Raw genomic sequence first — 21,938 nt, 5'->3', positions numbered from 1 at the left:
TGGCGTGGCGGACAGGGCCGGTGGGCCATTGGGGGGACTGTCACCCCAATGGCTTGAGTTCCAGCCGCAGTGGTATCTGCTGCGGTACCCTGATGCGCAGGAGCTGATGCTCCAGCATGGCTATGAAGATGCGCAGCGTTTCTACGAGGAGATTGGCTGCCACAGGGGGCATTCGCCCAACCGGTATTTTGATGAGATATGGTATCGGCAGGCCTATCCTGAAGTGCGACGTGGCCTGTTGGAAAAACGCTGGAAGTCAGGCTTCGAGCATTACCGGTCAGAGGGGTATCATCGCTTCTCGCCACACTGGCTGTTTGATGAGGTGGCCTATCGCCGTCGATATCTGGAGCTGACAGACCGTCATCTGGCGGAGCGTGGTTTCTGCAACGGGTATGACCATTACCTCTCCCATGGTGAGGTGCATGGGTTCAGGGCGGGGCCCTTTGTGGATGTGACGCTGCTTCAGGAAATGGCAGGCCGTCATGAGGAGTGGTTCGGCCCGGAGGGGCTGCTGGCCTCATGGCTGGTTCTGCCGGCCTATATCGCAGATGCTGCGCCACTTTCTTGGTATTTTGATGCCCCCTGGTATCTGGAAACCTACCCGCAGGTGCGTGAAGCCATCGAGGCCGGGGATTATGGTAATGCGCTGCATCATTATCTGACAAATCCAACGCCGGAGGCCTTCAATCCGTCGCCCTGGTTCGATGAGGCCTATTACCGCAGGACATCCCCGGATATTCTTCCTTCCGTCGGTGCCGGGGGATTGCGGAATGGGTATGAACATTTCGTTCTGTTCGGGGCACATGAGGGACGTTCACCAGCAGAGGGAATTGATCTGGCACTTTATAAACGCCATCCTCTCGTCTGGTCGGATTGTGAGGGCGGTGTCTATGATAGTCCCTTTGCCCGTCTGGTAGCGGAAAAGGCTGGCCATGCCGTACCAGTGGGATGTGAAGACCCTCTTCCTGATGAGGACCAGACCCGCCAGCTGTTCCGGGATGATGCGGCCCTGCATCTGCCTGCCCTCGCCCGTCAGAAGCTGGATTTCCGGGTGCGGGGCATGGCGGAAGTCAGTGTCATCATGGTCGTGCATGACCAGATCGACCTCACCCTTCAGGCTCTGGCGTCCCTGCGGGCTGGATATGATGGAGCCATCGAGCTCATCATCGTGGATTCCGGCTCCTGTGATGAGACATCCGGTCTGGAACAGCTTGTCGAGGGGGCGATCATCCTTCGGCACAGGACCAATATCGGCTATCTGCTGGGCTGCAATGAGGCGCTGGAGCATGTCACGGCACCGGCTGTGCTGTATCTCAACAATGACATACGGCTTTATCCCGATGCGCTGCACCATGCGCTGAAGCGCCTGTATCGTCAGGAAACAACCGGGGCCGTGGCAGCCCGTCTGGTGCGGACCAATCTCTTCCTTCAGGAAGCCGGGTCCATCATCTGGAGGGACGGAGCGACCTATGGATACCGGCGGCAGGATGACCCCAACATTCCCGAGGCCAGCTTCAGCCGGGAGGTCGATTATGGCTCGGCAGCTTTTCTGCTGGTCAGGACAGGGCTGCTCCGGCGTCTTGGTGGGTACGATACCCGGTACTGGCCTGCCTATTTCGAGGATACGGATCTGTGTGTCCGGCTCCAGAAGATCGGGGCCCGGATTGTCTATGAACCGCTGGCGATGGTCGAGCATCTGGAGTTCGGCAGTTCCGGGCAGAGTGGCTCCCATCAGCTCATCCAGCGGCACTGGAAGGTTTTTGCCCAGCAGCATCAGGAGTTCCTGCGTCAGCAGCAGCCCCAGCATATCCGCAATGCCTTGCTGGGGCGCGAGCGGCGCAGGCCGGAGCGGCAGCGTGTCCTGCTGATCGAGGATCGGATCCCCTTGCGGGGTCTGGGTTCAGGCTATGTGCGTTCCAATGATATTGTCCGTGCGCTGGTGGCGCTGGATTATCATGTGACGGTCTTTCCCGTCATGCGGGAGCAGATACCGCCCTTCCTGCTTTGCCGGGACTTCCCGGAAGAGGTGGAGCTGGTCTTCAATCAGGACATGTCCACTCTGCTGGGGTTTCTGGAGGAACGGGCCGGGTATTATGACCTGCTCTGGGTCGGGCGGACCCACAACATGGCCCGCCTTCTGCCTCTGCTGAATGAGGCAAGCCGCTTCCTGCCGCATTGTGGCTCCGTCCTGGATACGGAAGTGGTGGCGGCCCCGAGAACTCTCCTTCAGCAGCAGGTGACGGGCCTGATGGCTGATGGCAGCCCGGCTCCGGAGCTTGCGCCGGAAGCCTGGGAGGAAGAGCAGGACCGGCTGCTGGCGGAGGAGCTGCGCTGTGCCCATTACTGCCAGCAGATCGTGGCTGTGACAGAGCATGATGCCGGGCTGATCCGCCGGGCGGGCTATCCCAATGTGATGGTTCTGGGGCATGGCATGGCAGTCGAGCCGACATCCCGGCCTTATGGGGAGCGGCGGGACATCCTCTTCCTTGGGGCCTTCCATAGCGAGGCCTCGCCCAATTACGACAGCATGACGTGGTTTGTCGAAGAGGTCCTGCCTTTGCTGAAGGCGCTGCCGGAAGATGTATGCCTGCACATTGCCGGGTATGTTCATCCTGCCGTGGACATGACCCCGCTGGGACAGCATGACCGCGTCGAGATTCTGGGAGCGGTGGATGATCTTGGTGCACTGTTTGACAGGTACCGGGTGTTTGTGGCGCCGACACGCTTTGCCGGTGGTCTGCCCTTCAAGGTGCATGAAGCTGCTGCCCGGGGTCTGCCCATGGTCGTGACGGATCTGCTTCGGGAGGAGGTGGGCTGGCAGGCTGGGGAGAGCCTGCTGAGCGCACCGGGAACGGACCCGGCAGGTTTTGCCGCAGCGGTGGAGCAGCTGTATGATGATGAAACACTCTGGCAGCGTATCCGCCAGTCTGCCCTGGAGGCTGTGAAACGGGATACCGATCTGGGGCAGTTCAGACATAGATTGAAACAGATTGTGGATGCCTCCCTGAACTGACATGGGGCAAGGCGTTGTGGGGGAGTGACAGATGAGCGCAGGTGAAGGGCAGACCGCCGTGAAGGACAAGGACAGCCGGAAGAAGAACAGGCCCAAAAGAAAAGAGCACAAAGTGCTGCTCTGTAGCGGTGGCCGTTATGAGAGCCATGCCAATGCCCAGGTGCGTGCCACCATCATGGAGGGACTGGAAGACTGCTTTGGCAAAGGGAACGTGGTGTCCGTGCATGTGACGGCCGCTGCCTCGGCAATCCATACCCTTCAGCCGGCCCTGGTGTTTGCCATGGGGTCTTACCTGCCGGAGAGCACCTATTTCGGGGAGGTCTCACGGGCTGCGAAAAAGGTTGGTGCCGTGACGACCTTCTGGGCCACGGAAGACCCCTATGAGCAGGATGCCCATTACCAGATCGCCAATGATTTTGATGTGATCTTTTCCTGCGACCGCTGGGGGCACAATTTCTACCAGCGTGACCGGGTGTTCCATCTGCCGCTGGGGGCCTGCCCCAAACAGCACTATGTGCCGCTCGACAGGCAGGCGGACAAGACCATTGATGTTCTCTTCTGCGGTGTGGCTTTCAGTTCCCGCAAGGAGGTCGTACGCAACCTCATGCCGGTGCTCCAGCAGCTCAATATCCGTATCATCGGGCCGGGCTGGGGTGAGATGGGTGTGGGCTTCTCAGATGCCCGGATTGAGAAACAGCAGCTCATCGAGTTGTATAGCCGCTCACGTCTGGTGCTGAATCTGGGCCGCTCCCTGCATTTTGAGAACAAGCGCTTCATGATTTCCCCGTCCACGCCGGGCCCACGCACGTTCGAGGCTGCGGCGGCCGGGGCTTTCCAGGTTTTTCATGAGGAAACCTATGAGCTGCGCCGGTATTATGAAGCAGACGAGATTCCGGTTTTCTCGAACCGTGATGATTTCGAGCAGATCGTGAACCGGTATCTGCGGGATGATGACCTGCGGTTCGAGATGGCCAGGAAGGCGCAGGAGCGGACCATGAAGGAGCATCTGTATGGCAACCGCATCCTCCAGGCCGTGAATTATCTGAAGGATGAAGGCCTGCTCTGACCTTCAGTGCGCCATGGGTCACGCTGACGTGTGGCAGGTATGGAAAAGGGCACCCGTGGGGGTGCCCTTTTTTCGTTCAGGGGGCTGAATGACTGCCCTTCATCGTGCCGGTGCGGGCCCCATGATGATGCGGGCTAGGTCTGTCGGGCGGATCCACCGGGCGAAGGCTTTCTGCACATCCGTTGCTGTCATTTCATAAACGGCTTTGGCGGCCTTGTCCGGGTTGTCCAGCGGCAGGTCGAGATCAATCAGAGAGAGCCAGAGACCGGCAAGGGAATCGAAGCTGGCCCGGCTCATCGGGAAACTGCGCAGAAGGCTGGCCTTGGCGAGGTCCAGCGTCTCGTCAGAGACAGGTTTTGTCCTCAGCCGGTTCAGGTCCTTGATGGCCAGGGCCTGTGCGGCGGGTACTTTGGCCGGGTCCGCTCCGAAGGTGATGGAGAAACTGCTGCGTGTGCGGCTGTAATTCAGTGCACTGCCAACACCATAGACATACCCTGTACGGACACGGAGGTCCTGCATCAGGAGGGATGAGAAGCCATCACCCAGAATGGTGTTGCCGACGGCCAGAGCATGACGGTCCGGGTTGGTGACGGTCAGGCCCAGTGTTTCTGTCAGTGTCACCTTGTCCTGGGAGCGCCCGGGGTCGGCAACCACCGTTCTGCTGGCACGGCTGGGGGGAATTGGCGGCAGGTCAATCTGCGGGGCCGGTCCCCTGGCCTGCCAGCTGCCAAAGGCAGCCGTGATTTTCTGTACGGCATCCTCTGGCGTAATGTCCCCGATGATGACGATGGTTGTCAGGTCTGGCCGGTAGGCCAGCCGGTAATAGGTGTTCACATCATTGAGGCTGAGGGCCCGGATACTCTCTGGCGTGGCTTCACGCAGGGTCGGGTCCTTTGCCGGGACCAGTGCTTTCTTGACAGCCCGGCCGAAGCGATAGGCGGGGGATTGCAACGTGCCCTGCTGGCTGCGGGCTTCCTGCTCCCGTGTGATGACGAAGGCCTGGGCCGGGAAGGCTGGGTGCAGCTCGTGCTCTGCCAGAAGGGACAGGCCCGTGGTGAAGGAATCTGTCAGGGTGCTGAGGCTGAAGCTGCTTCCGGCTTCTTCTTCGGCAGAGATGTCATCAAGGGCACGGGCCAGCGAGAGCCGGTCATGCTGCGTGCTGCCATAGAGGAAAAGCCGGTCCGTCAGGGAGGCTATACCCTCCTTGCCCTGTGGCTGCTCCAGGGCGGGGTTCTGGCGGATGCTGCCATACAGCTCGATTGTATGGCTTACATGCTCGGGCTGGACAATCAGCCGCAGGCCGTTGGGCAGTGTGGTGGCATAAGGCGGGGGGGAGGCGGGGGGCAGGGTCAGCCGGGCAAGAGCCTGCTCTGCCCAGTCCGGCAGGGTGACATGCTCCTTGGGCGGATTGGTGAAGGATTCGGCACCACCAAAGCCTTTATCTGCCAGCGGCTTGCCAGAGTTGCTGGGTGTCAGCGTCGCACTGATGGCGTGGTTGGGGTCCAGCCATTCCTGTGCCAGGGCATCAATATCGGCTTTGGTGACGGTCTGGAAGGCCCGGATCATGTCACGGGGATTGTGCAGGTGCTGGATGGCCACAGCCTGGGACCAGCTTTCCGCCTGTCCGCTGATGCTGTTGGCGTTGAATTCCAGCGCAGCGATTTCCCGCCGCCGTGCCGCTTCGATGAGGTCTGCCGGCAGGCCTGAGGAGCGGTAATGCTCCAGAATGGAGGCCATCTTCACCCGGACCGGGTCTGGATTGCCACCCTGCGGGAAGACCGCATAGGCCGTGGCAATGCCGCCCTGGGCTTCTGGTGCATACATGAAGCCGGTCTCAAGTGCTGTTCCCTGCGGGACGAGGGCAAAGAGATCAGCCCGCTGGCTGGCCAGCACGTCGGCCAGAAGCGTGGCGGCGGCAAAGCGGGGGTCACGCTGCCCGGGCATCTGCCATGCCAGCGTGACCAGTCCAGCTGGCAGGTCCGTTGGCAGGGACAGGGTCTGGCTGGCGACAGGTTTCGGCACAACCCGTGGGTGTTCTGGCAGGGTGCGGGCTGGCAGGGACCCAAAAGCGGCGTCAACCTTCTTCAGCGTTTCGGTCGGGTCCACATCACCGGTGATGACCAGCACGGCATTGTTGGGGGCGTACCAGCTTTCATAGAACTGCCGCAGCTGATCGACCGTCGTGGCATCGAAGGACGGGCGGCTGCCCAAGGCATCGGCTTCGTATGGTGTCCCCTTGTAGAGCAGGCCTCGTACCTGTGAAAGGTAACGATAGATCGGGCTGGAGAGATCACGGGAGACTTCCTGCTCGATGGCACCGCGCTCATGTGCCCATTCATCTCCGCTCAGAGTCAGGCCCTCCATCCTGCCTGCTTCGATACGCAGGAGAATGTCCAGATCACTGGCAGGGGCGGTGAAGTAATACTGGGTGACGTCTGCCGTCGTATCGGCATTGTCGTTGTTGCCGAGCCGTGCGCTGAGTGTGGCCAGTTGGTCCCGGCTGAGGGACTTCGAGCCATTGAACATCATGTGTTCAAGCGCATGGGCCGTACCGGGGAACCCTTTGGGGGTATCCACGGACCCGACTTCGTAATTCATCATTGTCTGCACGACCGGAGCCAGATGGTTCTGGACGATGATGACACGCAGGCCGTTCTTCAGGGTCGCCCGGGTAATGCCTTCCTCATCGGTTGTGGTCAGGGCAGCTGGTGCCGCTGGGGTACGGGTCGGCTGGGGGGCCGTTTCGGCCAGGGCGGGCAGGGCCGTGAGGCTGGTGGTCAGCAGTGTGACCGCAAGCAGGGCCGGACGGAACAGTGAAGCGGGTAGAGCCATGAGGGCTGCGCATCCTTTCAGCAGGGGAAGGGTCTGTGTCTGTTTTCGGTGTGTTGGTTACATATCGTCAAGGGGTGTGTTCTGTTATACTCCCGGCCAGGAGTCAGGCCACGCCAAGATGGCATGGTATCAGAGAAAAGGAGACAGGATGAAGGAGGGGGTTCTTCAGGCACTGGATGATTTCATTCTGGACAGGCTGTTCCAGCCCGTTGCGGACCGTCTGCCGGGTGCCATGTCTGCCTGGAGCATCGGCATCAATTTTGAGCTTGGGTCCGTCGTTCTCCAGTTTGCCTGCCTTCTGGCACCGTTGCTGATGTACGGGGCCTCCATCAGCGAGAGTGTCCAGTCCGTTCTGGTACTTCTGTGCAGTATCGTGCTGTTTGTCGGCTTCCAGCGGTTCCGCCCATTGGTGAGGCCGAACACGCTCAATCCCCTGCGCCCGCTGATGCGCAGCCTGCGGCTGATCTGTCTGGCCTTTCTGGTTTATGAGACCATATCCGTTTTCATGGCTCCGTCTTCTCCGGCCACATGGTTGTGGAACCGTCTGGGCCTGCTGTCGCAGCTGGCGTTTGTGACGGGTCTGTATTTCATGGCCTGCCAGCCCCGTCCGCCGGAGGAAGAACGCAGGGCCGCAAGACGTCGTGTCGAACTGAGAGGAGTCGTGACTGATGGCATATGACCGGATGAAGGTAGCCTCCCTGTGTGGGCTGCTGCTGGGCGTGGTCTGGACTGGGGGGCATGAGGCCGTGGCAGGTGATGAAACGGCTGCGTCTCTCCAGGCTCAGTCTGTCGCACCGGTACAGGACAGAAAGCCTAGTCCATCACCCCGCAAAAAGGCCGTCCCAGCCCGGAAGGCCGAGAATCATCTCCTGATTCCCCTGCCGGCCGATGAGGTCGTGGGGCGGCAGGATGTCGATTACACATGCAGCCTGGATGAGAAGAAGGCGGGTGATGATGTCCGGTCCCTGCGGACTTCCCTGCCTGCTGGCCGTTTCACGGTGACCTATCTGACAGCAGATATCATGGCATTGGCCATTCTGCCCGTGGATGGTCGTGTGCTGGTGTTTTCCAATGTCGTGGCGGCTGATGGTGCCAAATATGTGGCAGGCAGCTATAGCTGGTGGTCGAAGGGTGATGAGGTCACGTTTGCCCGTGAGGGGAAGGATGATGTGTTCTTTTCCTGCCATGTCGTCCCTTCCGGTGGGAAAACGGCTGATCATTGAGCATGGGGCAGATGCCCTGCAGCAATGGAAGCGGAAATACAGAAAAGGGCTCCCCAGAGAGGGAGCCCTTTCCATGTGGGGGAGACTGTTTTAAATCGCCCCCCGGAACCCGGCTTCATTGGATGGATCGTGCTAGGTAACGAAGCCGGGTTCCATCTCTTTCAGCCTTCAGCCACGCAGGATCTCGGCAGCCTTGACCATGTTGGTGATGGCCGGGCGGACTTCCTTCCAGTTGCGGGTCTTCAGGCCGCAATCCGGGTTCACCCAGAGCTGGCGGCGGGCAACCTTCTTCTCTGCCGCACGCAGCAGCTCGACCATTTCCTCGACGGACGGAACACGGGGGGAGTGGATGTCATACACGCCCGGGCCGATTTCGGCAGGGTATTTGTGATCGGTGAAGGCTTCCAGCAGTTCCATCTTGGAGCGTGCCGTCTCGATGGAGATCACGTCAGCATCCATGTCGGCGATGGCCTGGATGATGTCGTTGAACTCGGAGTAGCACATGTGGGTGTGGATCTGCGTCTTGTCCTGCACGCCGCTGGCCGTGACACGGAAGCTTTCCACGGCCCAGTCCAGATAATGCTGCCAGTCCTTGCGGCGCAGGGGGAGACCCTCACGCAGGGCGGCTTCGTCAATCTGGATGACGGGGCAGCCAGCCTTCTCCAGGTCCTGCACTTCGTCACGGATGGCGAAGGCGATCTGGCGGCATGTCTCCGAGCGTGGCTGATCGTCACGGACGAAGGACCAGTTCAGGATCGTGACCGGGCCTGTCAGCATCCCCTTGACCGGCTTCCTGGAGCAGGACTGTGCATACTGCCACCAGTCGAGCGTCATGGCTGCCGGGCGGGAGACATCACCAAAGATGATGGGCGGGCGGACATAGCGGGAACCGTAGGACTGCACCCAGGCATGTTTGGTGAAGACGAAGCCTGAAAGCTTCTCACCAAAATACTGCACCATGTCGTTGCGCTCGAACTCGCCATGCACGAGGACGTCCAGCCCGACTTCTTCCTGCCACTTGATGGCGGATGCCGTCTCCTTCTGGAGGAAGGCCACGTAATCCTGCGTGGAGAGTTCCTTCTTGGCGTGGCGGGCACGGGCCTGACGCACTTCCTTCGTCTGCGGGAAGGAGCCGATGGTGGTGGTGGGGAAGAGCGGCAGCCTCAGAGCCTCTTCCTGCGCCTTCTGGCGGACGGGGAAGGCGGACTGACGCTGTGTCAGCTTGGCATCCTTCTGGGCGGCACGCTTCTTCACATCCTGATTATGGATGCGTGTGGAGGTGCGGCGGCTCTCGGCAGCAGCATCGGAGGCGTCCAGAACGGCCTTCACGCTCTCATGGCCTTCATTGAGGGCCTTGGCGATGGTGGCGAGTTCGGCAATCTTCTGCACGGCGAAGGCCAGCCAGTTCTTCACCTCGGCATCCAGCTGCGTTTCACGCTCCAGATCAATCGGCGTGTGCAGCAGGGAGCAGGACGGGGCCACGATGATGTCACGCTTGGCGGCAACCGGAGCGATGTGCTTCAGAATTCTGGAAAGGTCGGCCTTCCAGATGTTCCGGCCATCAATCACGCCGAGGGAGAGCAGCAGGTCCGGGCGTGCCTTGGCAACGACGTCCTCCAGCTGGTGCGGGGCACGGACCAGATCGACATGCAGGCCATGAACCGGCAGGGACAGGGCTGTCTCCAGATTGTCAGCCAGCCCGCCGAAATAGGTCGTCAGCAGCAGCCTGATGTCAGGAACGGCACTGGTGAGGCTCTGATAGGCCAGGGCAAAAGCCTTGCGGGTGGCATCATCAAGGTCCAGCACCAGGGTCGGCTCATCAATCTGGACCCATTCGGCCCCAGCCTGACGCAGCTCACGCAGCACCTCGGTATAGACGGAGAGCAGCCCCGGCAGCAGGTCCAGCTTGTTGAAGGCTGCACCGTGGGCCTTGCCCAGCAGCAGGAAGCTTACCGGCCCCAGCAGGACAGGGCGTGTCTCGATGCCCTGAGCCTTGGCTTCCCTGTATTCGTCAATGATCTTGGTGGAGGAGAGGCTGAAGCTCTGCCCTTCTTTGAATTCCGGCACGAGGTAGTGATAGTTCGTGTCGAACCACTTCGTCATTTCCGCAGCGGGAACATCGGTGGCGGCATGGTGATGACAGGAACAGTCGTGGGCATGGTCCCCGGCCTCTTCCCCACCGGCGACCTGACGGCCACGGGCGATGGCAAAATAAGTGGTGAGGTCCACCTTGCCACCCTTGTGGCCATAGATATCCGGCACGGCTCCGACCAGGGCGCTGGTATCCAGCACATGGTCATAGAGGGAGAAATCGTTGGAGGGGATGATGTCCGCTCCCTGCTCCTTCTGGCGGGTCCAGTTCTCCTTGCGGAGGCTGGCGGCGGTCTGGAGCAGCTCGGCCTCGCTGCTGTTGCCGGCCCAGAAACTTTCCAGAGCCTTTTTCAGTTCACGGCGACCACCGATACGGGGAAAGCCCAGTGTTGCGACGCGTACGGTCATGACATGCCTCCTGGCGTTGGGTGGGCACCGTTCCATTTGCCTTCCACCACCCTGCGGGATGTGCCGCCGGGGGAGAAAGGCAAACGGGCGGGCGGTATCTGCCCCACCGATGAGATCGGGACTGCCTCCGGGAGGCAGCCGGGAAAAGCGTCCGGTCCATCTCCTGCACGGGGTGGGGAGACAGGCCGGGCTGTGCTTCGGGAACCAGAAGTGACAGGGCTTTTTAAATGTGTCAACAGATATTGCATATATAATGAAGTCATTATATATAGTCTGCATGGATCGTGCTCTTATAATCTTTCAGGCTCTTGCAGAGCCGACGCGTCTGAGAATTTTGCGCCTGCTGCGCGAAATGGAGTTGTCAGTTGGCGAACTGGCCCAGGTTCTGGGCCAGAGCCAGCCGCGGGTTTCCCGGCATGTGAAGGTGCTGGCGGAGGCCGAACTGGTGGAGCGCCGCAAAGAAGGAAGCTGGGTTTTTCTTGCCCTTGGGGACGAGAATGACCTGGAGCCCATTTTTGCAGCGTTGGACCATTGGCGGCGTTATCACGAGGAGGATGATGACGAGATGGGCCGGGCGGACCGGCAACGCCTCCAGGCCGTGCGGAATGTCCGCATGGGTGAGGCCGAGGACTGGTTTGAGGTTCATGCAGCGGAGTGGGATGCGATTCGCTCCCTGCATGTTTCGGAAGAATCTGTCGAGTCGGCCATCGTGAAACTGGTGGGTGATGGACCGCTCGGGCGTGTTGTGGATATCGGGACGGGGACAGGGCGCATGCTCGAGCTTCTGGCCCCGCAGTGTGAAAGCGCCATCGGGTTTGACCGCAGCCCCTCCATGTTGAGGTTGGCCCGGGTCAAGCTGGAAGAGAACCGGACGGCGGATGGAGAAGAGATCAAGCTGCGGCAGGGCAATTTCTATGCCCTGCCACTGGCTGCAGGCTCGGCTGATCTGACCATTCTGCATCAGGCGCTGCGTTATGCGCAGCACCCGGCCGCCGTCATTGCCGAGTCGGCCCGGATTCTCAGCCCCGGCGGGCGTCTTCTGGTGGTGGATTTTGCCCTGCATGACCGTGAGGAACTCCGCACACGGGATGCCCACATGTATCTCGGCTTCAGTGATGACCGCATGAAACAATGGTTCGAGGCGGCAGGGCTGGAAGCAGACCCCCCTGTCTCTCTCGATGGAGAATTGACGGTGAAGCTCTGGATGGGCCGCTTGCCGTTGGATCAGCAATCAAGGGTTACGTAGAACCGTATGTAAAAGGAACTGGCATCATGCCTGAGGTCTCATTTGAATTCTTCCCGGCGAAAACGGATGAAAAATCCGCAGCTCTGCTGCGTGTCGCCCAGCGGCTCACGGCTTATGAGCCCCGCTTCATGTCTGTCACCTATGGGGCAGGCGGTTCCTCACGGGAACGGACTCTGGAGACCTTGCGGCAGATGTCGGCCAGGGTATCGACTCCTCTTGCGGGGCATCTGACCTGCGTCAATGCGTCCCGGGGAGAGGTGGACGATGTGGCCAGAGCCTATTGGGACAATGGAGTGAAGCATATCGTAGCTTTGCGGGGGGATCCGCCGGTGGCAAAAGGGGCGGCGGCAACGCCCTACGTGCCACACCCGCAGGGCTACCGCTATGCAGCAGACCTCGTGGCGGGGTTGAAGAAGGTTGCTCCTTTCGAGATTTCTGTCGCAGCTTATCCGGAGACTCATCCGGAAGCGGAGTCGTCCCAGTCAGACATCGATCATCTCAAGGAGAAGTTTGATGCCGGGGCAGACAGGGCCATCACGCAGTTTTTTTTCAACCCCGAGAGTTTTCTGCGTTTTCGGGATCGTGCCGTGAAGGCAGGAATCACCAGGCCCATCGTGCCGGGCATCCTGCCCATAGGTCGGGCGTCGCAGGCATGGCGCTTTGCCCGGATGTGCGGTGCCTCCGTGCCGGAGGAACTCAAAGCTCTGTTTGAGGGGGTGGATGATCTGGCTCCGATCCGCTCCCGCCTGAGTGCCGTGGTGACAGACCGCATCTGCCAGCGTCTGAGAGATGAAGGGGTGGAGCATTTCCATTTCTACACGCTCAATCAGAGCGCACCCACGTCAACTCTCTGCACGTTGCTGGGCCGCCAGCGCTGCCATGCTCTGGTGGAGAACGTGGCCTGAGGGTGTTCCCGTACTCATGCGCTCCTTCTTCACCGGAGGGGCGCTGCAACGTGGGGTCATGAAGGTAAAAACCCCCGGCTCTGCCATGCAGGACCGGGGGTTTTCATGGAGCATGTTTCAAGCCACCTTCAGGACAGGGTGGCCGGAAACATCATTTGGTGTCCCGCTGCTTGCTCGGGGCCAGAATCATGATCATCTGGCGATTCTCAAGGCGAGGCATCTGTTCGGCCTTGGCAATATCTTCCACGGACTCACGGATGCGATGCATCATCTTGGCACCGAGGTCCTGATGGGCCACTTCACGCCCTTTGAAGCGCAGGGAAACCTTGACCTTGTCACCCTCCTCCAGGAAGGAGCGGACGGCCTTGGCCTTGGTCTGGAAGTCGTGCTCACCCGTACCCGGGCGGACCTTCACTTCCTTGATCTCGATGACCTTCTGCTTCTTGCGGGCTTCGTTACGTTTCTTCTGCTGTTCGTACTTGAACTTGCCGTAATCGAGGATCTTCGCAACCGGGGGCTCCGCCGTCGGGCTGATTTCCAGCAGGTCCAGTCCTTCAGAAAAAGCACGGGAAAGAGCCTCACGCGTCGGCATGATGCCGATCATTTCGCCTTCGGCGTCGATAACACGTACCTGCGGCACCCGGATCTCTTCATTGACACGTGGCCCATCGCGGTTCGGGGCGGCGTGAAACGGCGGTCTAGCTATGGTCATCTCCTGTTGATGCTGCGGCCCCATCACTGATGAAAGAGCAACGGGACTCAAACTACCTGTTCAGATTCATACCCCCCGCACCGGTATGGTGCAAGGGGGCAGACGCAGGAGAGATCAGGCCGTTTTCCGGGAGGCAGCCCGCAGGATATCCGGCGGTGTGGCTTCCTCCACCAGTGCGGCGATGATCTCATCGGCAGCCATCACATTCTGTGCCTGTTCACCAAGACGGCGGACGCTGACAGTGCCTTCTTCCGCTTCCCGGCGGCCGACCACGAGCATGACCGGCACCCGGGCCAGACTGTGCTCACGCACCTTGGCGTTGATCTTCTCATTGCGGACATCCGCCTCGGCATGAAGACCGGCCTTGCGTAGACGTTCGGTGACTTCCAGCGCATAATCGGCGGCATCGGTGACGATGCTGGCTACCACAACCTGCGTCGGGGCCAGCCAGAGCGGGAACTTGCCTGCATACTGTTCGATCAGGATACCCAGGAAGCGTTCGAAGCTGCCAAGGATGGCACGGTGCAGCATGGCAGGGCGGTGGCGGGCACTGTCCTCGCCGATGTAGGAGGCATCCAGCCGTTCCGGCAGGACGTAGTCCACCTGGAGCGTGCCACACTGCCAGTCACGCCCGATGGCATCGGTCAGGACAAATTCCAGTTTCGGACCATAGAAGGCCCCTTCACCGGGATTCAGCTCATACTCCACGCCGACCATTTCGCAGGCCCGCTTGAGGGCCCCCTCGGCCCGGTTCCACACCTCGTCAGACCCGGCACGGGTTTCGGGACGGTCGGAGAATTTCACACGGAAACTCTCGAAGCCGAAATCCCTGTAGACCTCGCCCAGCATGGTGACGAAACGGGCCGTTTCTTCGGCGATCTGGTCATCCGTGCAGAAAATGTGGGCGTCATCCTGCGTGAAGCCCCGCACCCGCATGATGCCATGCAGGGAGCCGGACGGTTCGTACCGGTGGCAGGCGCCGAATTCCGCCATGCGCAGTGGCAGTTCACGGTAGGAGCGCAGGCCGTGACGGAAAATCTGCACATGGCAGGGGCAGTTCATCGGCTTGAGGGCGAGGGTTTTGTCCTCATCCTCCACCGTGGCGATGAACATGTGCTCACGGTACTTGTCCCAGTGGCCGGAGGCTTCCCAGAGGGTCCGGTCCACCAGCTGCGGGGTGCGGACTTCCTGATAGTCATTCCGGTTCTGGGCACGGCGCATGTAATCCTGCACCGCCGTGTAGAGGCGCCAGCCCTTCTGGTGCCAGAAAATCTGGCCGACCGCCTCTTCCTGAATGTGGAAGAGGTCCATGTCCCGGCCGATGCGGCGATGGTCCCGCTTTTCGGCTTCCTCAAGCCGCAGGAGATAGGCCTTCAGTTCCTTCTTGTCCCGCCATGCCGTGCCGTAGATGCGGGTCAGCATGGGGTTGCGGTGGTCACCACGCCAGTAGGCCCCGGCCACCCGCATCAGCTTGAAGGCGTTGCCGACATCCGCCGTGCTGCGGAGGTGTGGCCCACGGCAGAGGTCCAGCCATTCGCCCTGACGGTAGATGGAGATTTCCTCACTTTCCGGCAGGTCCCGGATCAGCTCGGCCTTGAACTTTTCACCACGTTTCTCGAAGAAGGCAATGGCCTCGTCCCGGTCCCACACCTCACGGGTGAAGGCATCGCCCCGTGTGATGATCTCGGCCATCTTGGCTTCGATGGCTTCAAAGTCGGCTGGTGTGAAGGGTTTGTCCCGGAAGAAGTCGTAATAGAAACCATCCTTGATGCTCGGGCCGATGGTGACCTGCGTTCCCGGCCAGAGCTCCTGCACGGCCTCGGCCATGACATGGGCGGCATCGTGGCGGATCATCTCCAGCACGTCATCATCCTTGCGGGTGATGAAGCGGACGGTGCTGTCTTTGCTGATCGTGAAACCAAGGTCCACGGCTTTGCCATCAACTTCCATGGCCATGGCGGCACGGGCGAGACCCGGCCCGATGGCTTCGGCGATGGTTGTCCCGGTCACTGCCCCATCGAAGGTGCGAATGCTTCCATCGGGCAGGGTAATGGCGGGCATGGAGGAACTCCTTGGTTGTTGGTCAGAAGAGGATGCTGCCCTTGTATGAAAGGAAAGGCGCAGCAGACAGAGATGGGGGCGAAAATGGCCTTTTATGGCGCTGTCCTGCAAGCCCTAATATGCAGCCAGATGGAGGAAGGGCGGTTTTTTGCCGGTTCCTGCCAGTTTTCGGGGCAGGGTCGGCTGGTCACGTTTTGTCGATCAACCATGCCTCTGAAGCGTCAGGCGGGCCTGCATGAGGGGTCGGCCCCAGTCTTCCAGCAGTCTGAGAACCCGTTCCGGGTGCAGGGTGGAGAGGTCGGGGCAGTCCAGTACCCGGCTCTGCCCGGGCGTGATGCTGAGGGGGGCACAGCGTCTCGGGTCACTGTCGGCGGAAAAGAGGGTCAGGGTTGGGCAGTCCATCGTGGCGGCCATGTGCAGCGGGCCGGTGTCATTGCCTATGCAGAGCAGGGCACGGTGGAGCAGCCCGGCCAGAGCGGGAAGGTCCGTCCGTCCTGTCAGGTCCAGTGCCTGCGGAACCCGGGAGCGGATGATGTCTGCCAGTGGGCGGTCCGCCGTACTGCCGATGATGACGGGCTGGCAGCCCCACGTGTCGAGAGCCTGTGCCAGCGTGGCAAAATGGAGGGCAGGCCAGCGTTTCGCCGGGCGGTGTGGTGCGGCCCCGGGCACGAGCACGGCATAGGGGGCGGGCAGGTATGGGCCTCGGTTCTTGAGAAATTCCGGGACGGTACGGGGCAGGGAAGGGAGTCCAGCCGCCCGGAGCTGATCGGCCTGCCGCACGAGCGTGTGCATCTGGCGGGCTTGTGGATTGAGGTGGGGCAGGCTGGCCCGCCTGTTCTGGCCGGACCAAACAGTGCCGGGGCGGACAAGATGGAAATAGCGGGCTGTCCGGCCGGAATTCTGGAGGTCAAACACCATGTCCATCTGTCGCAGGATGTGGCGGATTTTCAGCCAGTGGCGCAGATTGGTGAAGGGAGGCCGGTCATCTGTGGCGATGGCATCGAACCACGGGCAGCACGAGGCCAGATCATGATAGGGACTGGCTGTCAGGAGAGTGACATGGTCGTGGGGGAAAGCATGACGGATGGAGGCAAAGGCTCCAAACGCCTGAAAGAGATCTCCCAGAGCACCATGACGGATGATCAGTATCTTCTGCGGCATGAGGCTCCGGGTGATCGTTCCGGGAATCAGTCCTTCTTTTCGGGAGGCTGACCCGTTGAGGAAGCGTTGGAGACGATGACCATGGCTGGCTTCAGCAGGCGGTCTTTCAGCATCCATGTTGGCGTCCATGCCTGCACGACATGGTTGGGCGGAAGGTGGTCGACTTCCTGCTCCTGCATGGCCTGATGCAGGTTGGCATCAAATGGTCCGTGTGTCGGGTCCAGTCTGGTGATGCCATTCCGTTCCAGAATGGAGAGGAAGGAGCGCTCTGTCCCTTCGAATCCTTCCCGCAGGCGGGTGATCAGGGCATCCTCGCCCTCTTCATGCGGGGGCAGGGCGGACAGGCCACGGTGCAGGTTCTCGGCGGCTTCGACGACATCACGGGCGAATTTCTGAACGGCGTAATGGCGGGTGTCTTCAATCTCGCGCTTGTGGCGGGCACGGAGATTCTGGTTGTCCGCTTCGGAGCGCTTCCAGCGGTCTTCCATCTCAGCCAGTTTCTCTTCAAGGGCGGCAATGCGCTCCTCGGCAGTGCCGGTCCCGGCCTGTTCTTCCGTAGCGTGAGCCTCATGCGCCTCGGCCTGGGATGCCGTGTTGTGCGGCTGGGCTTCGTGCTGTGTGGTATCGGTCTGTGGCATGTCGGTATGAGAAGTCTGTTCTGTCATATCGTGACCCTGTTTCCGTCTTCGTGAGCACATTTCCTGCGGACTCGACTCACTATGCCCTTTCGGGTTTTCGTGATTGCAGCGGCAGGATGCGCTCCTTTCGTGCCTCTAGGAGATAGTGTCCCATGCGGCAAAAGCAAGGGGGGAGGTAGTGCTGGGGAAGGGTGGCGCTGAATTTTGGATGGTAGCGTAAAAAAACACAATTTACATAATGGGCTGGCGGAATTACCGGGATTCAATGTATAATGTTGTCAGAATAGTGGCATGTGTTGGCAGTCGTCTTCCTGTTAATATTTGCTGTAAACAGTCTTAACTTTGTGTTGAGATTTTTTTGTTGCTTGTTATGTTGCAAGGCACAGGAGTTTGCATGAAGAAGACCACTTTCCCTCCCGTGGTTCCGTCTCACACGGAAGAGAAACATGGTTCCAAGGCCCAGCAGGTTCCGGTCATTGCCCTAGTGGATGATGACCGGAACATTCTGACATCTGTTCAGATGACGCTGGAGGCCGAGGGTTTCACGGTTCATGTCTATACGGATGGGGAAAGTGCCCTGCAGGGTATCCTGTCCCGCTCGACATCCCTGGCGGTGCTGGATGTCAAGATGCCCCGCATGGACGGGATGGAGCTTCTGCGTCGGCTGCGCATGCGTTCGAGCAGCCTGCCTGTCATTTTCCTGACCTCCAAGGATGAAGAGATGGACCAGCTCATGGGGCTGCGCCTGGGGGCGGATGATTATATTACCAAGCCTTTTTCTGTTCGCCTGCTGGTGGAGCGGATCCGTGCCCTGCTGCGCCGGCATGAGGTCAGTCAGGCGGAAATCACGGGGGAGGCTGGGGCAAGCAGCAGCATCCTGGTCCGCGGTGCGCTGGCGCTGGATGAAGCCCGGCACCAGTGCCTCTGGGATGGTCAGGAGGTGGCGCTGACAGTTACCGAGTTTCTGCTCGTCAAGGCACTTGTCGTGCGTCCGGGGCTGGTGAAATCCCGCGACCAGCTGATTGATGCGGCTTATGGGGACAGCATTTATGTTGATGACCGTACGATCGACAGTCACATCAAACGGGTCCGCAAGAAGTTCCGTCGGGTGGATGAATGTTTCAATCATATCGAGACCCTTTACGGTGTCGGGTACCGCTATCGGGAGTGAGGTGATCCTATGGCCTGCCCTGGAGAGATCATGTCTGTCGGCACTGGCAGGGTTCCGTCATGATTACCGGGCATGACGAGCTGATAAGCCCCCTGCGGAGCACCTGGGAGTATCTGCGTGCCGTGCGGCTGCGGCGCTGGGTTTCGCCGCTGACGAGCCGGCTTCTGCTGGTCAATTTTCTGCCGCTGCTGTTCATGGGGGGGCTGCTTCTTTCCATCAATGAGGTACGCAACACGCTGCTGAATGACAGTGTGGATAGCCTGCGGGAGCAGGCCCGCATTTATGCCTCTGTTCTCCAGCAGGCGCAGAAGGTCGATCCTGAAAGCGGGGAGGTCGAGCTGGATACGAAGGTGGCCCACCTTTTTCTGGATGACATGATCCGTTTCAGCCGCAATGCGCAAATTCGGCTTTATGCGCCCAACGGGTCCTTGTTGACAGAAAGCGCCGTGGGCGGCGGTCTGTCGGCATCCGGCACCCGCTGGCAGCCGAATGTCAATGTGGTTGACCGTATTTATGGCTGGGTCCTGTCCCTGATTCCTCTCAGGACCAGAGAGGGGGATGTCCCTCTGGACAATTCGACGACATCACAGAATTTCGGGCAGGATACGGGTGAGGATGTCCATCTCAGTGCCCGGGAGGACCTGCCACCCTATATTCGGCAGACTTCCCAGCATGAGCTGGTCATGACCGTTGTGGCGCCTGTCGTGGTGAATGGGGAGACGGTCGGCGTCCTTCAGCTGACCCGTCACAATGCGGATATCGATCGGGCCATCATCAAGGTGCGATGGGTCATCGTCATCATGATGCTGATGAGCATGGGAGCTGCCGTCCTGCTGTCGTGGTATTTTGCGATGACACTGTCCCGGCCCTTGCGTCGCCTTGTCGTGCGGTCACGGGAGATGCGTGAGCCCGGGCAGGGGCGGGTGGATGGTCTGCCCTATGCTCTGCTCAGCCGCCGGGATGAGATTGGTGAACTCGCCCGGACCCTGCGTGAGAGTGCACTGGCCCTGTGGGCCAGAATGGATGATGTGGAACGTTTTGCATCGGAAGTCAGCCATGAGCTGAAGAATCCTCTGTCTTCCATCCGCTCGGCTCTGGATACCCTGCCCCGCATTGCGGATGTTCAGGCCCGGGACCGGCTGCTTGGTATCCTTGGGCGGGATGTCCAGCGGCTGGAACGGCTGATAGCGGACATTTCCTTTGCCAGCCGGGTTGAGGGAGAGCTCAAGCGGGGCGGGCGTGTGGTGGTTGATGTCGTGGCGCTGCTGGAGCTGTTTGTCGAGGTGAACCAGGCCACCCGCAAGGAGCATGCTGCCAGGCTGGTGCTGTCCATTCCGGAAGGGGAAGAACCCCTCAATGTGATGGTCGGGCGGGATGGGCTTGTCCAGGTCCTGCATAATCTGATCGGCAATGCGAAGTCCTTTTCCCCGCCGGATGGTATCATCCGGCTTGCTGTCCGTGTCATGAAGGGGCCGCCGAAGCTGGCCGAAGATGGCACCATCTACCCCGGTGGCCCGACCATAGAGATTGCCGTGGAGGATGACGGGCCTGGCATACCGCCTGCAAAGCTGGACAGCATATTTGAGCGCTTTTACTCGGAACGTCCCCCCGGGGAGAATTTCGGGAAGCATTCCGGCCTGGGGCTGGCTATCAGCCGGCAGATCATTCTGGCCTTCGAGGGAACCCTGCACGCAGAGAACCGGGAAGAGCTGGATCCGGAAACCCAGCAGAGCCGCATCTGTGGGGCCCGCTTTGTCATCCGTTTGCCCCGCTTTACGGCTGCGGCACTTCCGCCTGTTCCGGAGTAGGCAGGCGGGGGTCTGTTTCTTGTGGGTTGGAGACTGTGATATGCTCCACTGCGCTGGCAGTTCCGCCAGCGTGATGCAGGGAAACAGGTCATGGGTATGAGGATGCAGGGCCGGTCTTCACGGGGTATTGTTCTGGTGACGGGTCTTTCCGGCGCCGGGAAGGCCTCCATCCTTCATATGCTGGAAGACCTTGATTACGAGGTGGTGGACAATCCGCCGCTGGACCTGTTTGAGGCGCTGATTACCCGGACAGGGTCCCGTCTGGCCATCGGGGTGGACGTGCGCAGCCGGGGGTTTGATGCCCATCGGATCGTGGATTTTCTGACACTGGCCCGTCGTGAACCAGACTGCTCGGCTCAGCTGGTTTTTGCCACGGCGGATTATGATGTCCTGCTGCGCCGGTTCACCGCCACAAGGCGGCGCCATCCTCTCGCCGGGGAAGGTGGCCTGCGCCCTGCGCTGGAGCAGGAGGCCGGACTGCTGGAACCGCTGCGGGCCGTGGCTGATTTCGTGATAGATACCAGTGACCTGCCCCTGCCGGACCTGCGCCAGATGATCGAGGCCCGTTTCAGTGCCGGGGTTGGGACCATGCTGTCCGTGGCACTCATGTCTTTTGCCTATCCGGCAGGTCTGCCGCGGGAGGCAGATATCGTGCTGGATGCCCGTTTCCTGAGAAATCCGCATTATGATGAGGAGCTGCGGCCCCATACGGGGCTGGAGGCCAGCGTGGCGAAGTATGTGAAGGCGGATCCGTTCTACCAGCCTTTTTACAGCCATGTATTGGGGCTGGTGCAGACCGTGTTGCCCCGTTTTGCGCAGGAAGGGAAAAAATACGTCACCATTGCTGTTGGCTGTAGCGGGGGGCGGCATCGTTCCGTCACGGTCGTGGAGGCGTTGGCACAGGACCTGGCAGCCGACCCGATGATCGGGGAGCTTCGGGCCCCGGTGATGGTGTTGCATCGGGAGCTGGCCCGCAACGGACTGGCCTCATGCCGCTGGGCCGTGCCACCATTGGATGGTACGGCATGAAGGCGGCGCATGGGAAGCCGGACAGGATGGAGGAACCGGGCGGGCCGGCGTTCAGCCGGGATGTCATGGCCCGGCTGGAAGAGGCCACTCACTGGTGCCGACATCACGGGCAGAAACTGACCCCGGTCCGCCGCCTGGTTCTGGGACTTGTTCTTTCGGAAACCAGACCGCTGGGCGCTTACGATATTCTTTCCCTTTTGCGGGCCTATCAGCCGAGGGCCGTGCCGCCGACCGTCTATCGGGCTCTGGATTTTCTGCTGGAGCAGGGGCTGATCCACCGGATAGAGCGCCTTTGTGGGCTGTCATCACCGGCTGGACTGTGAAGAGCATTGCACGTCCCATGGTGCGTGGGGTGCCCATAGGGCCCAGTTCCTGATCTGTCGGAGCTGTGGTCAGGTGCAGGAGCTGGAGCAGGATGTTGTGGCGGCGGTGCTGTTGCAGTCTGCCCGGGGGCAGGGGTTTCGGGCTGAGGCCGCCACGGTGGAGATTGAGGGAGTCTGTGCCCGTTGCGCCGGAGAAAGGAAGGTAAGGGAAAATTAAGGCCTGCCCTGTTTTCCTGCCATGCAGACATATG

At 60.5% G+C, this 21,938-nt stretch carries 17 protein-coding genes; 11 read left to right on the top strand and 6 right to left on the bottom strand.

All coding sequences use genetic code 11. The features are described 5' to 3' along the window. The first annotated feature begins 4 nt into the window (after window positions 1-4). Window positions 5-3,013, top strand: a complete 3,009-nt coding sequence (locus tag J8Z04_RS08890; protein ID WP_332067161.1) for a glycosyltransferase — start codon at window positions 5-7, stop codon at window positions 3,011-3,013. A gap of 31 nt (window positions 3,014-3,044) precedes the next feature. Beyond that, window positions 3,045-4,079: a CgeB family protein gene (locus J8Z04_RS08885; protein ID WP_192848371.1), complete on the top strand. Its 1,035-nt coding sequence runs from the start codon at window positions 3,045-3,047 to the stop codon at window positions 4,077-4,079. A gap of 99 nt (window positions 4,080-4,178) precedes the next feature. Here the strand turns inward: J8Z04_RS08885 and J8Z04_RS08880 are convergent, their stop codons facing one another. Further along, window positions 4,179-6,911, bottom strand: coding sequence for a M16 family metallopeptidase (locus tag J8Z04_RS08880; RefSeq protein WP_212125625.1), 2,733 nt, complete (start codon window positions 6,909-6,911; stop codon window positions 4,179-4,181). Window positions 6,912-7,059: 148 nt separating this feature from the next. Here J8Z04_RS08880 and J8Z04_RS08875 point away from each other — a divergent pair, with 148 nt between their 5' ends. Further along, complete coding sequence (locus J8Z04_RS08875; RefSeq protein ID WP_043558433.1) at window positions 7,060-7,590, top strand: hypothetical protein; 531 nt, start codon at window positions 7,060-7,062, stop codon at window positions 7,588-7,590. Beyond that, complete coding sequence (locus J8Z04_RS08870) at window positions 7,580-8,134, top strand: MliC family protein (protein WP_081562836.1); 555 nt, start codon at window positions 7,580-7,582, stop codon at window positions 8,132-8,134. Before J8Z04_RS08875 ends, J8Z04_RS08870 begins: the two co-directional genes overlap by 11 nt. Window positions 8,135-8,302: 168 nt before the next feature. On the opposite strand, the gene metE is transcribed toward J8Z04_RS08870, so the two are convergent. Further along, window positions 8,303-10,633, bottom strand: coding sequence for a 5-methyltetrahydropteroyltriglutamate--homocysteine S-methyltransferase (gene metE / locus J8Z04_RS08865; protein ID WP_192848373.1), 2,331 nt, complete (start codon window positions 10,631-10,633; stop codon window positions 8,303-8,305). Window positions 10,634-10,886: 253 nt separating this feature from the next. Between metE and J8Z04_RS08860 the strand changes: the two genes are divergently transcribed. Continuing rightward, window positions 10,887-11,879, top strand: coding sequence for an ArsR/SmtB family transcription factor (locus J8Z04_RS08860; protein ID WP_227449691.1), 993 nt, complete (start codon window positions 10,887-10,889; stop codon window positions 11,877-11,879). A 26-nt stretch (window positions 11,880-11,905) separates the two neighbouring features. Beyond that, window positions 11,906-12,784, top strand: coding sequence for a methylenetetrahydrofolate reductase [NAD(P)H] (gene metF / locus J8Z04_RS08855; RefSeq protein WP_086442185.1), 879 nt, complete (start codon window positions 11,906-11,908; stop codon window positions 12,782-12,784). Window positions 12,785-12,935: 151 nt separating this feature from the next. Here the strand turns inward: metF and infC are convergent, their stop codons facing one another. The 4 genes from infC to J8Z04_RS08835 all read right to left on the bottom strand — a co-directional run bounded on the left by infC (window position 12,936) and on the right by J8Z04_RS08835 (window position 17,383). Beyond that, window positions 12,936-13,496: a translation initiation factor IF-3 gene (infC, locus tag J8Z04_RS08850; protein ID WP_043557988.1), complete on the bottom strand. Its 561-nt coding sequence runs from the start codon at window positions 13,494-13,496 to the stop codon at window positions 12,936-12,938. A 114-nt stretch (window positions 13,497-13,610) separates the two neighbouring features. Beyond that, window positions 13,611-15,557, bottom strand: coding sequence for a threonine--tRNA ligase (gene thrS, locus J8Z04_RS08845; protein ID WP_192848374.1), 1,947 nt, complete (start codon window positions 15,555-15,557; stop codon window positions 13,611-13,613). A gap of 201 nt (window positions 15,558-15,758) precedes the next feature. Further along, complete coding sequence (locus J8Z04_RS08840) at window positions 15,759-16,718, bottom strand: glycosyltransferase family 9 protein (RefSeq protein ID WP_081562833.1); 960 nt, start codon at window positions 16,716-16,718, stop codon at window positions 15,759-15,761. A 26-nt stretch (window positions 16,719-16,744) separates the two neighbouring features. Beyond that, complete coding sequence (locus J8Z04_RS08835; protein ID WP_052348887.1) at window positions 16,745-17,383, bottom strand: nucleotide exchange factor GrpE; 639 nt, start codon at window positions 17,381-17,383, stop codon at window positions 16,745-16,747. Window positions 17,384-17,750: 367 nt separating this feature from the next. Between J8Z04_RS08835 and J8Z04_RS08830 the strand changes: the two genes are divergently transcribed. From J8Z04_RS08830 to J8Z04_RS09465, 5 genes are all read left to right on the top strand, one after another. Then, window positions 17,751-18,527 carry a response regulator transcription factor gene (locus J8Z04_RS08830; RefSeq protein ID WP_192848375.1) on the top strand — a complete coding sequence of 259 codons (777 nt, stop codon included), beginning with the start codon at window positions 17,751-17,753 and terminating at the stop codon, window positions 18,525-18,527. A 59-nt stretch (window positions 18,528-18,586) separates the two neighbouring features. Then, window positions 18,587-20,335 (top strand): sensor histidine kinase, encoded by a 1,749-nt coding sequence (locus tag J8Z04_RS08825; RefSeq protein WP_192848376.1) that lies wholly within the window; start codon window positions 18,587-18,589, stop codon window positions 20,333-20,335. A 96-nt stretch (window positions 20,336-20,431) separates the two neighbouring features. Next, complete coding sequence (gene rapZ, locus J8Z04_RS08820) at window positions 20,432-21,364, top strand: RNase adapter RapZ (protein ID WP_408610223.1); 933 nt, start codon at window positions 20,432-20,434, stop codon at window positions 21,362-21,364. Continuing rightward, the gene (locus J8Z04_RS09470) at window positions 21,325-21,687 is read left to right on the top strand and encodes a Fur family transcriptional regulator (RefSeq protein ID WP_338123652.1); all 363 of its coding nucleotides are present in this window, start codon (window positions 21,325-21,327) and stop codon (window positions 21,685-21,687) included. The genes rapZ and J8Z04_RS09470 overlap by 40 nt, the downstream gene beginning before the upstream one ends. After that, window positions 21,659-21,904 (top strand): hypothetical protein, encoded by a 246-nt coding sequence (locus tag J8Z04_RS09465; RefSeq protein WP_338123651.1) that lies wholly within the window; start codon window positions 21,659-21,661, stop codon window positions 21,902-21,904. Before J8Z04_RS09470 ends, J8Z04_RS09465 begins: the two co-directional genes overlap by 29 nt. Window positions 21,905-21,938 lie beyond the last annotated feature (34 nt).

It is taken from the genome of Bombella apis (genome assembly GCF_018221685.1).
In the GTDB taxonomy this organism is placed as follows: Bacteria; Pseudomonadota; Alphaproteobacteria; order Acetobacterales; family Acetobacteraceae; genus Bombella; species Bombella apis.
Note: the sequence above shows the minus strand (reverse complement) of the source record. Positions and strands in the feature narration are given on the sequence as shown.

Coding starts and splice junctions, on each gene's coding strand:
- rapZ (WP_408610223.1), top strand. CDS start 20,432: ATGAGGATGCAGGGCCGGTCTTCACGGGGTATTGTTCTGGTGACGGGT.
- J8Z04_RS08875 (WP_043558433.1), top strand. CDS start 7,060: ATGAAGGAGGGGGTTCTTCAGGCACTGGATGATTTCATTCTGGACAGG.
- J8Z04_RS08840 (WP_081562833.1), bottom strand. CDS start 16,718: ATGCCGCAGAAGATACTGATCATCCGTCATGGTGCTCTGGGAGATCTC.
- J8Z04_RS08830 (WP_192848375.1), top strand. CDS start 17,751: ATGAAGAAGACCACTTTCCCTCCCGTGGTTCCGTCTCACACGGAAGAG.
- J8Z04_RS08880 (WP_212125625.1), bottom strand. CDS start 6,911: ATGGCTCTACCCGCTTCACTGTTCCGTCCGGCCCTGCTTGCGGTCACA.
- J8Z04_RS08860 (WP_227449691.1), top strand. CDS start 10,887: ATGAAGTCATTATATATAGTCTGCATGGATCGTGCTCTTATAATCTTT.
- J8Z04_RS08835 (WP_052348887.1), bottom strand. CDS start 17,383: ATGACAGAACAGACTTCTCATACCGACATGCCACAGACCGATACCACA.
- J8Z04_RS08825 (WP_192848376.1), top strand. CDS start 18,587: ATGATTACCGGGCATGACGAGCTGATAAGCCCCCTGCGGAGCACCTGG.
- metF (WP_086442185.1), top strand. CDS start 11,906: ATGCCTGAGGTCTCATTTGAATTCTTCCCGGCGAAAACGGATGAAAAA.
- J8Z04_RS09470 (WP_338123652.1), top strand. CDS start 21,325: ATGCCGCTGGGCCGTGCCACCATTGGATGGTACGGCATGAAGGCGGCG.
- J8Z04_RS08870 (WP_081562836.1), top strand. CDS start 7,580: ATGGCATATGACCGGATGAAGGTAGCCTCCCTGTGTGGGCTGCTGCTG.
- metE (WP_192848373.1), bottom strand. CDS start 10,633: ATGACCGTACGCGTCGCAACACTGGGCTTTCCCCGTATCGGTGGTCGC.
- infC (WP_043557988.1), bottom strand. CDS start 13,496: ATGACCATAGCTAGACCGCCGTTTCACGCCGCCCCGAACCGCGATGGG.
- J8Z04_RS08885 (WP_192848371.1), top strand. CDS start 3,045: ATGAGCGCAGGTGAAGGGCAGACCGCCGTGAAGGACAAGGACAGCCGG.
- thrS (WP_192848374.1), bottom strand. CDS start 15,557: ATGCCCGCCATTACCCTGCCCGATGGAAGCATTCGCACCTTCGATGGG.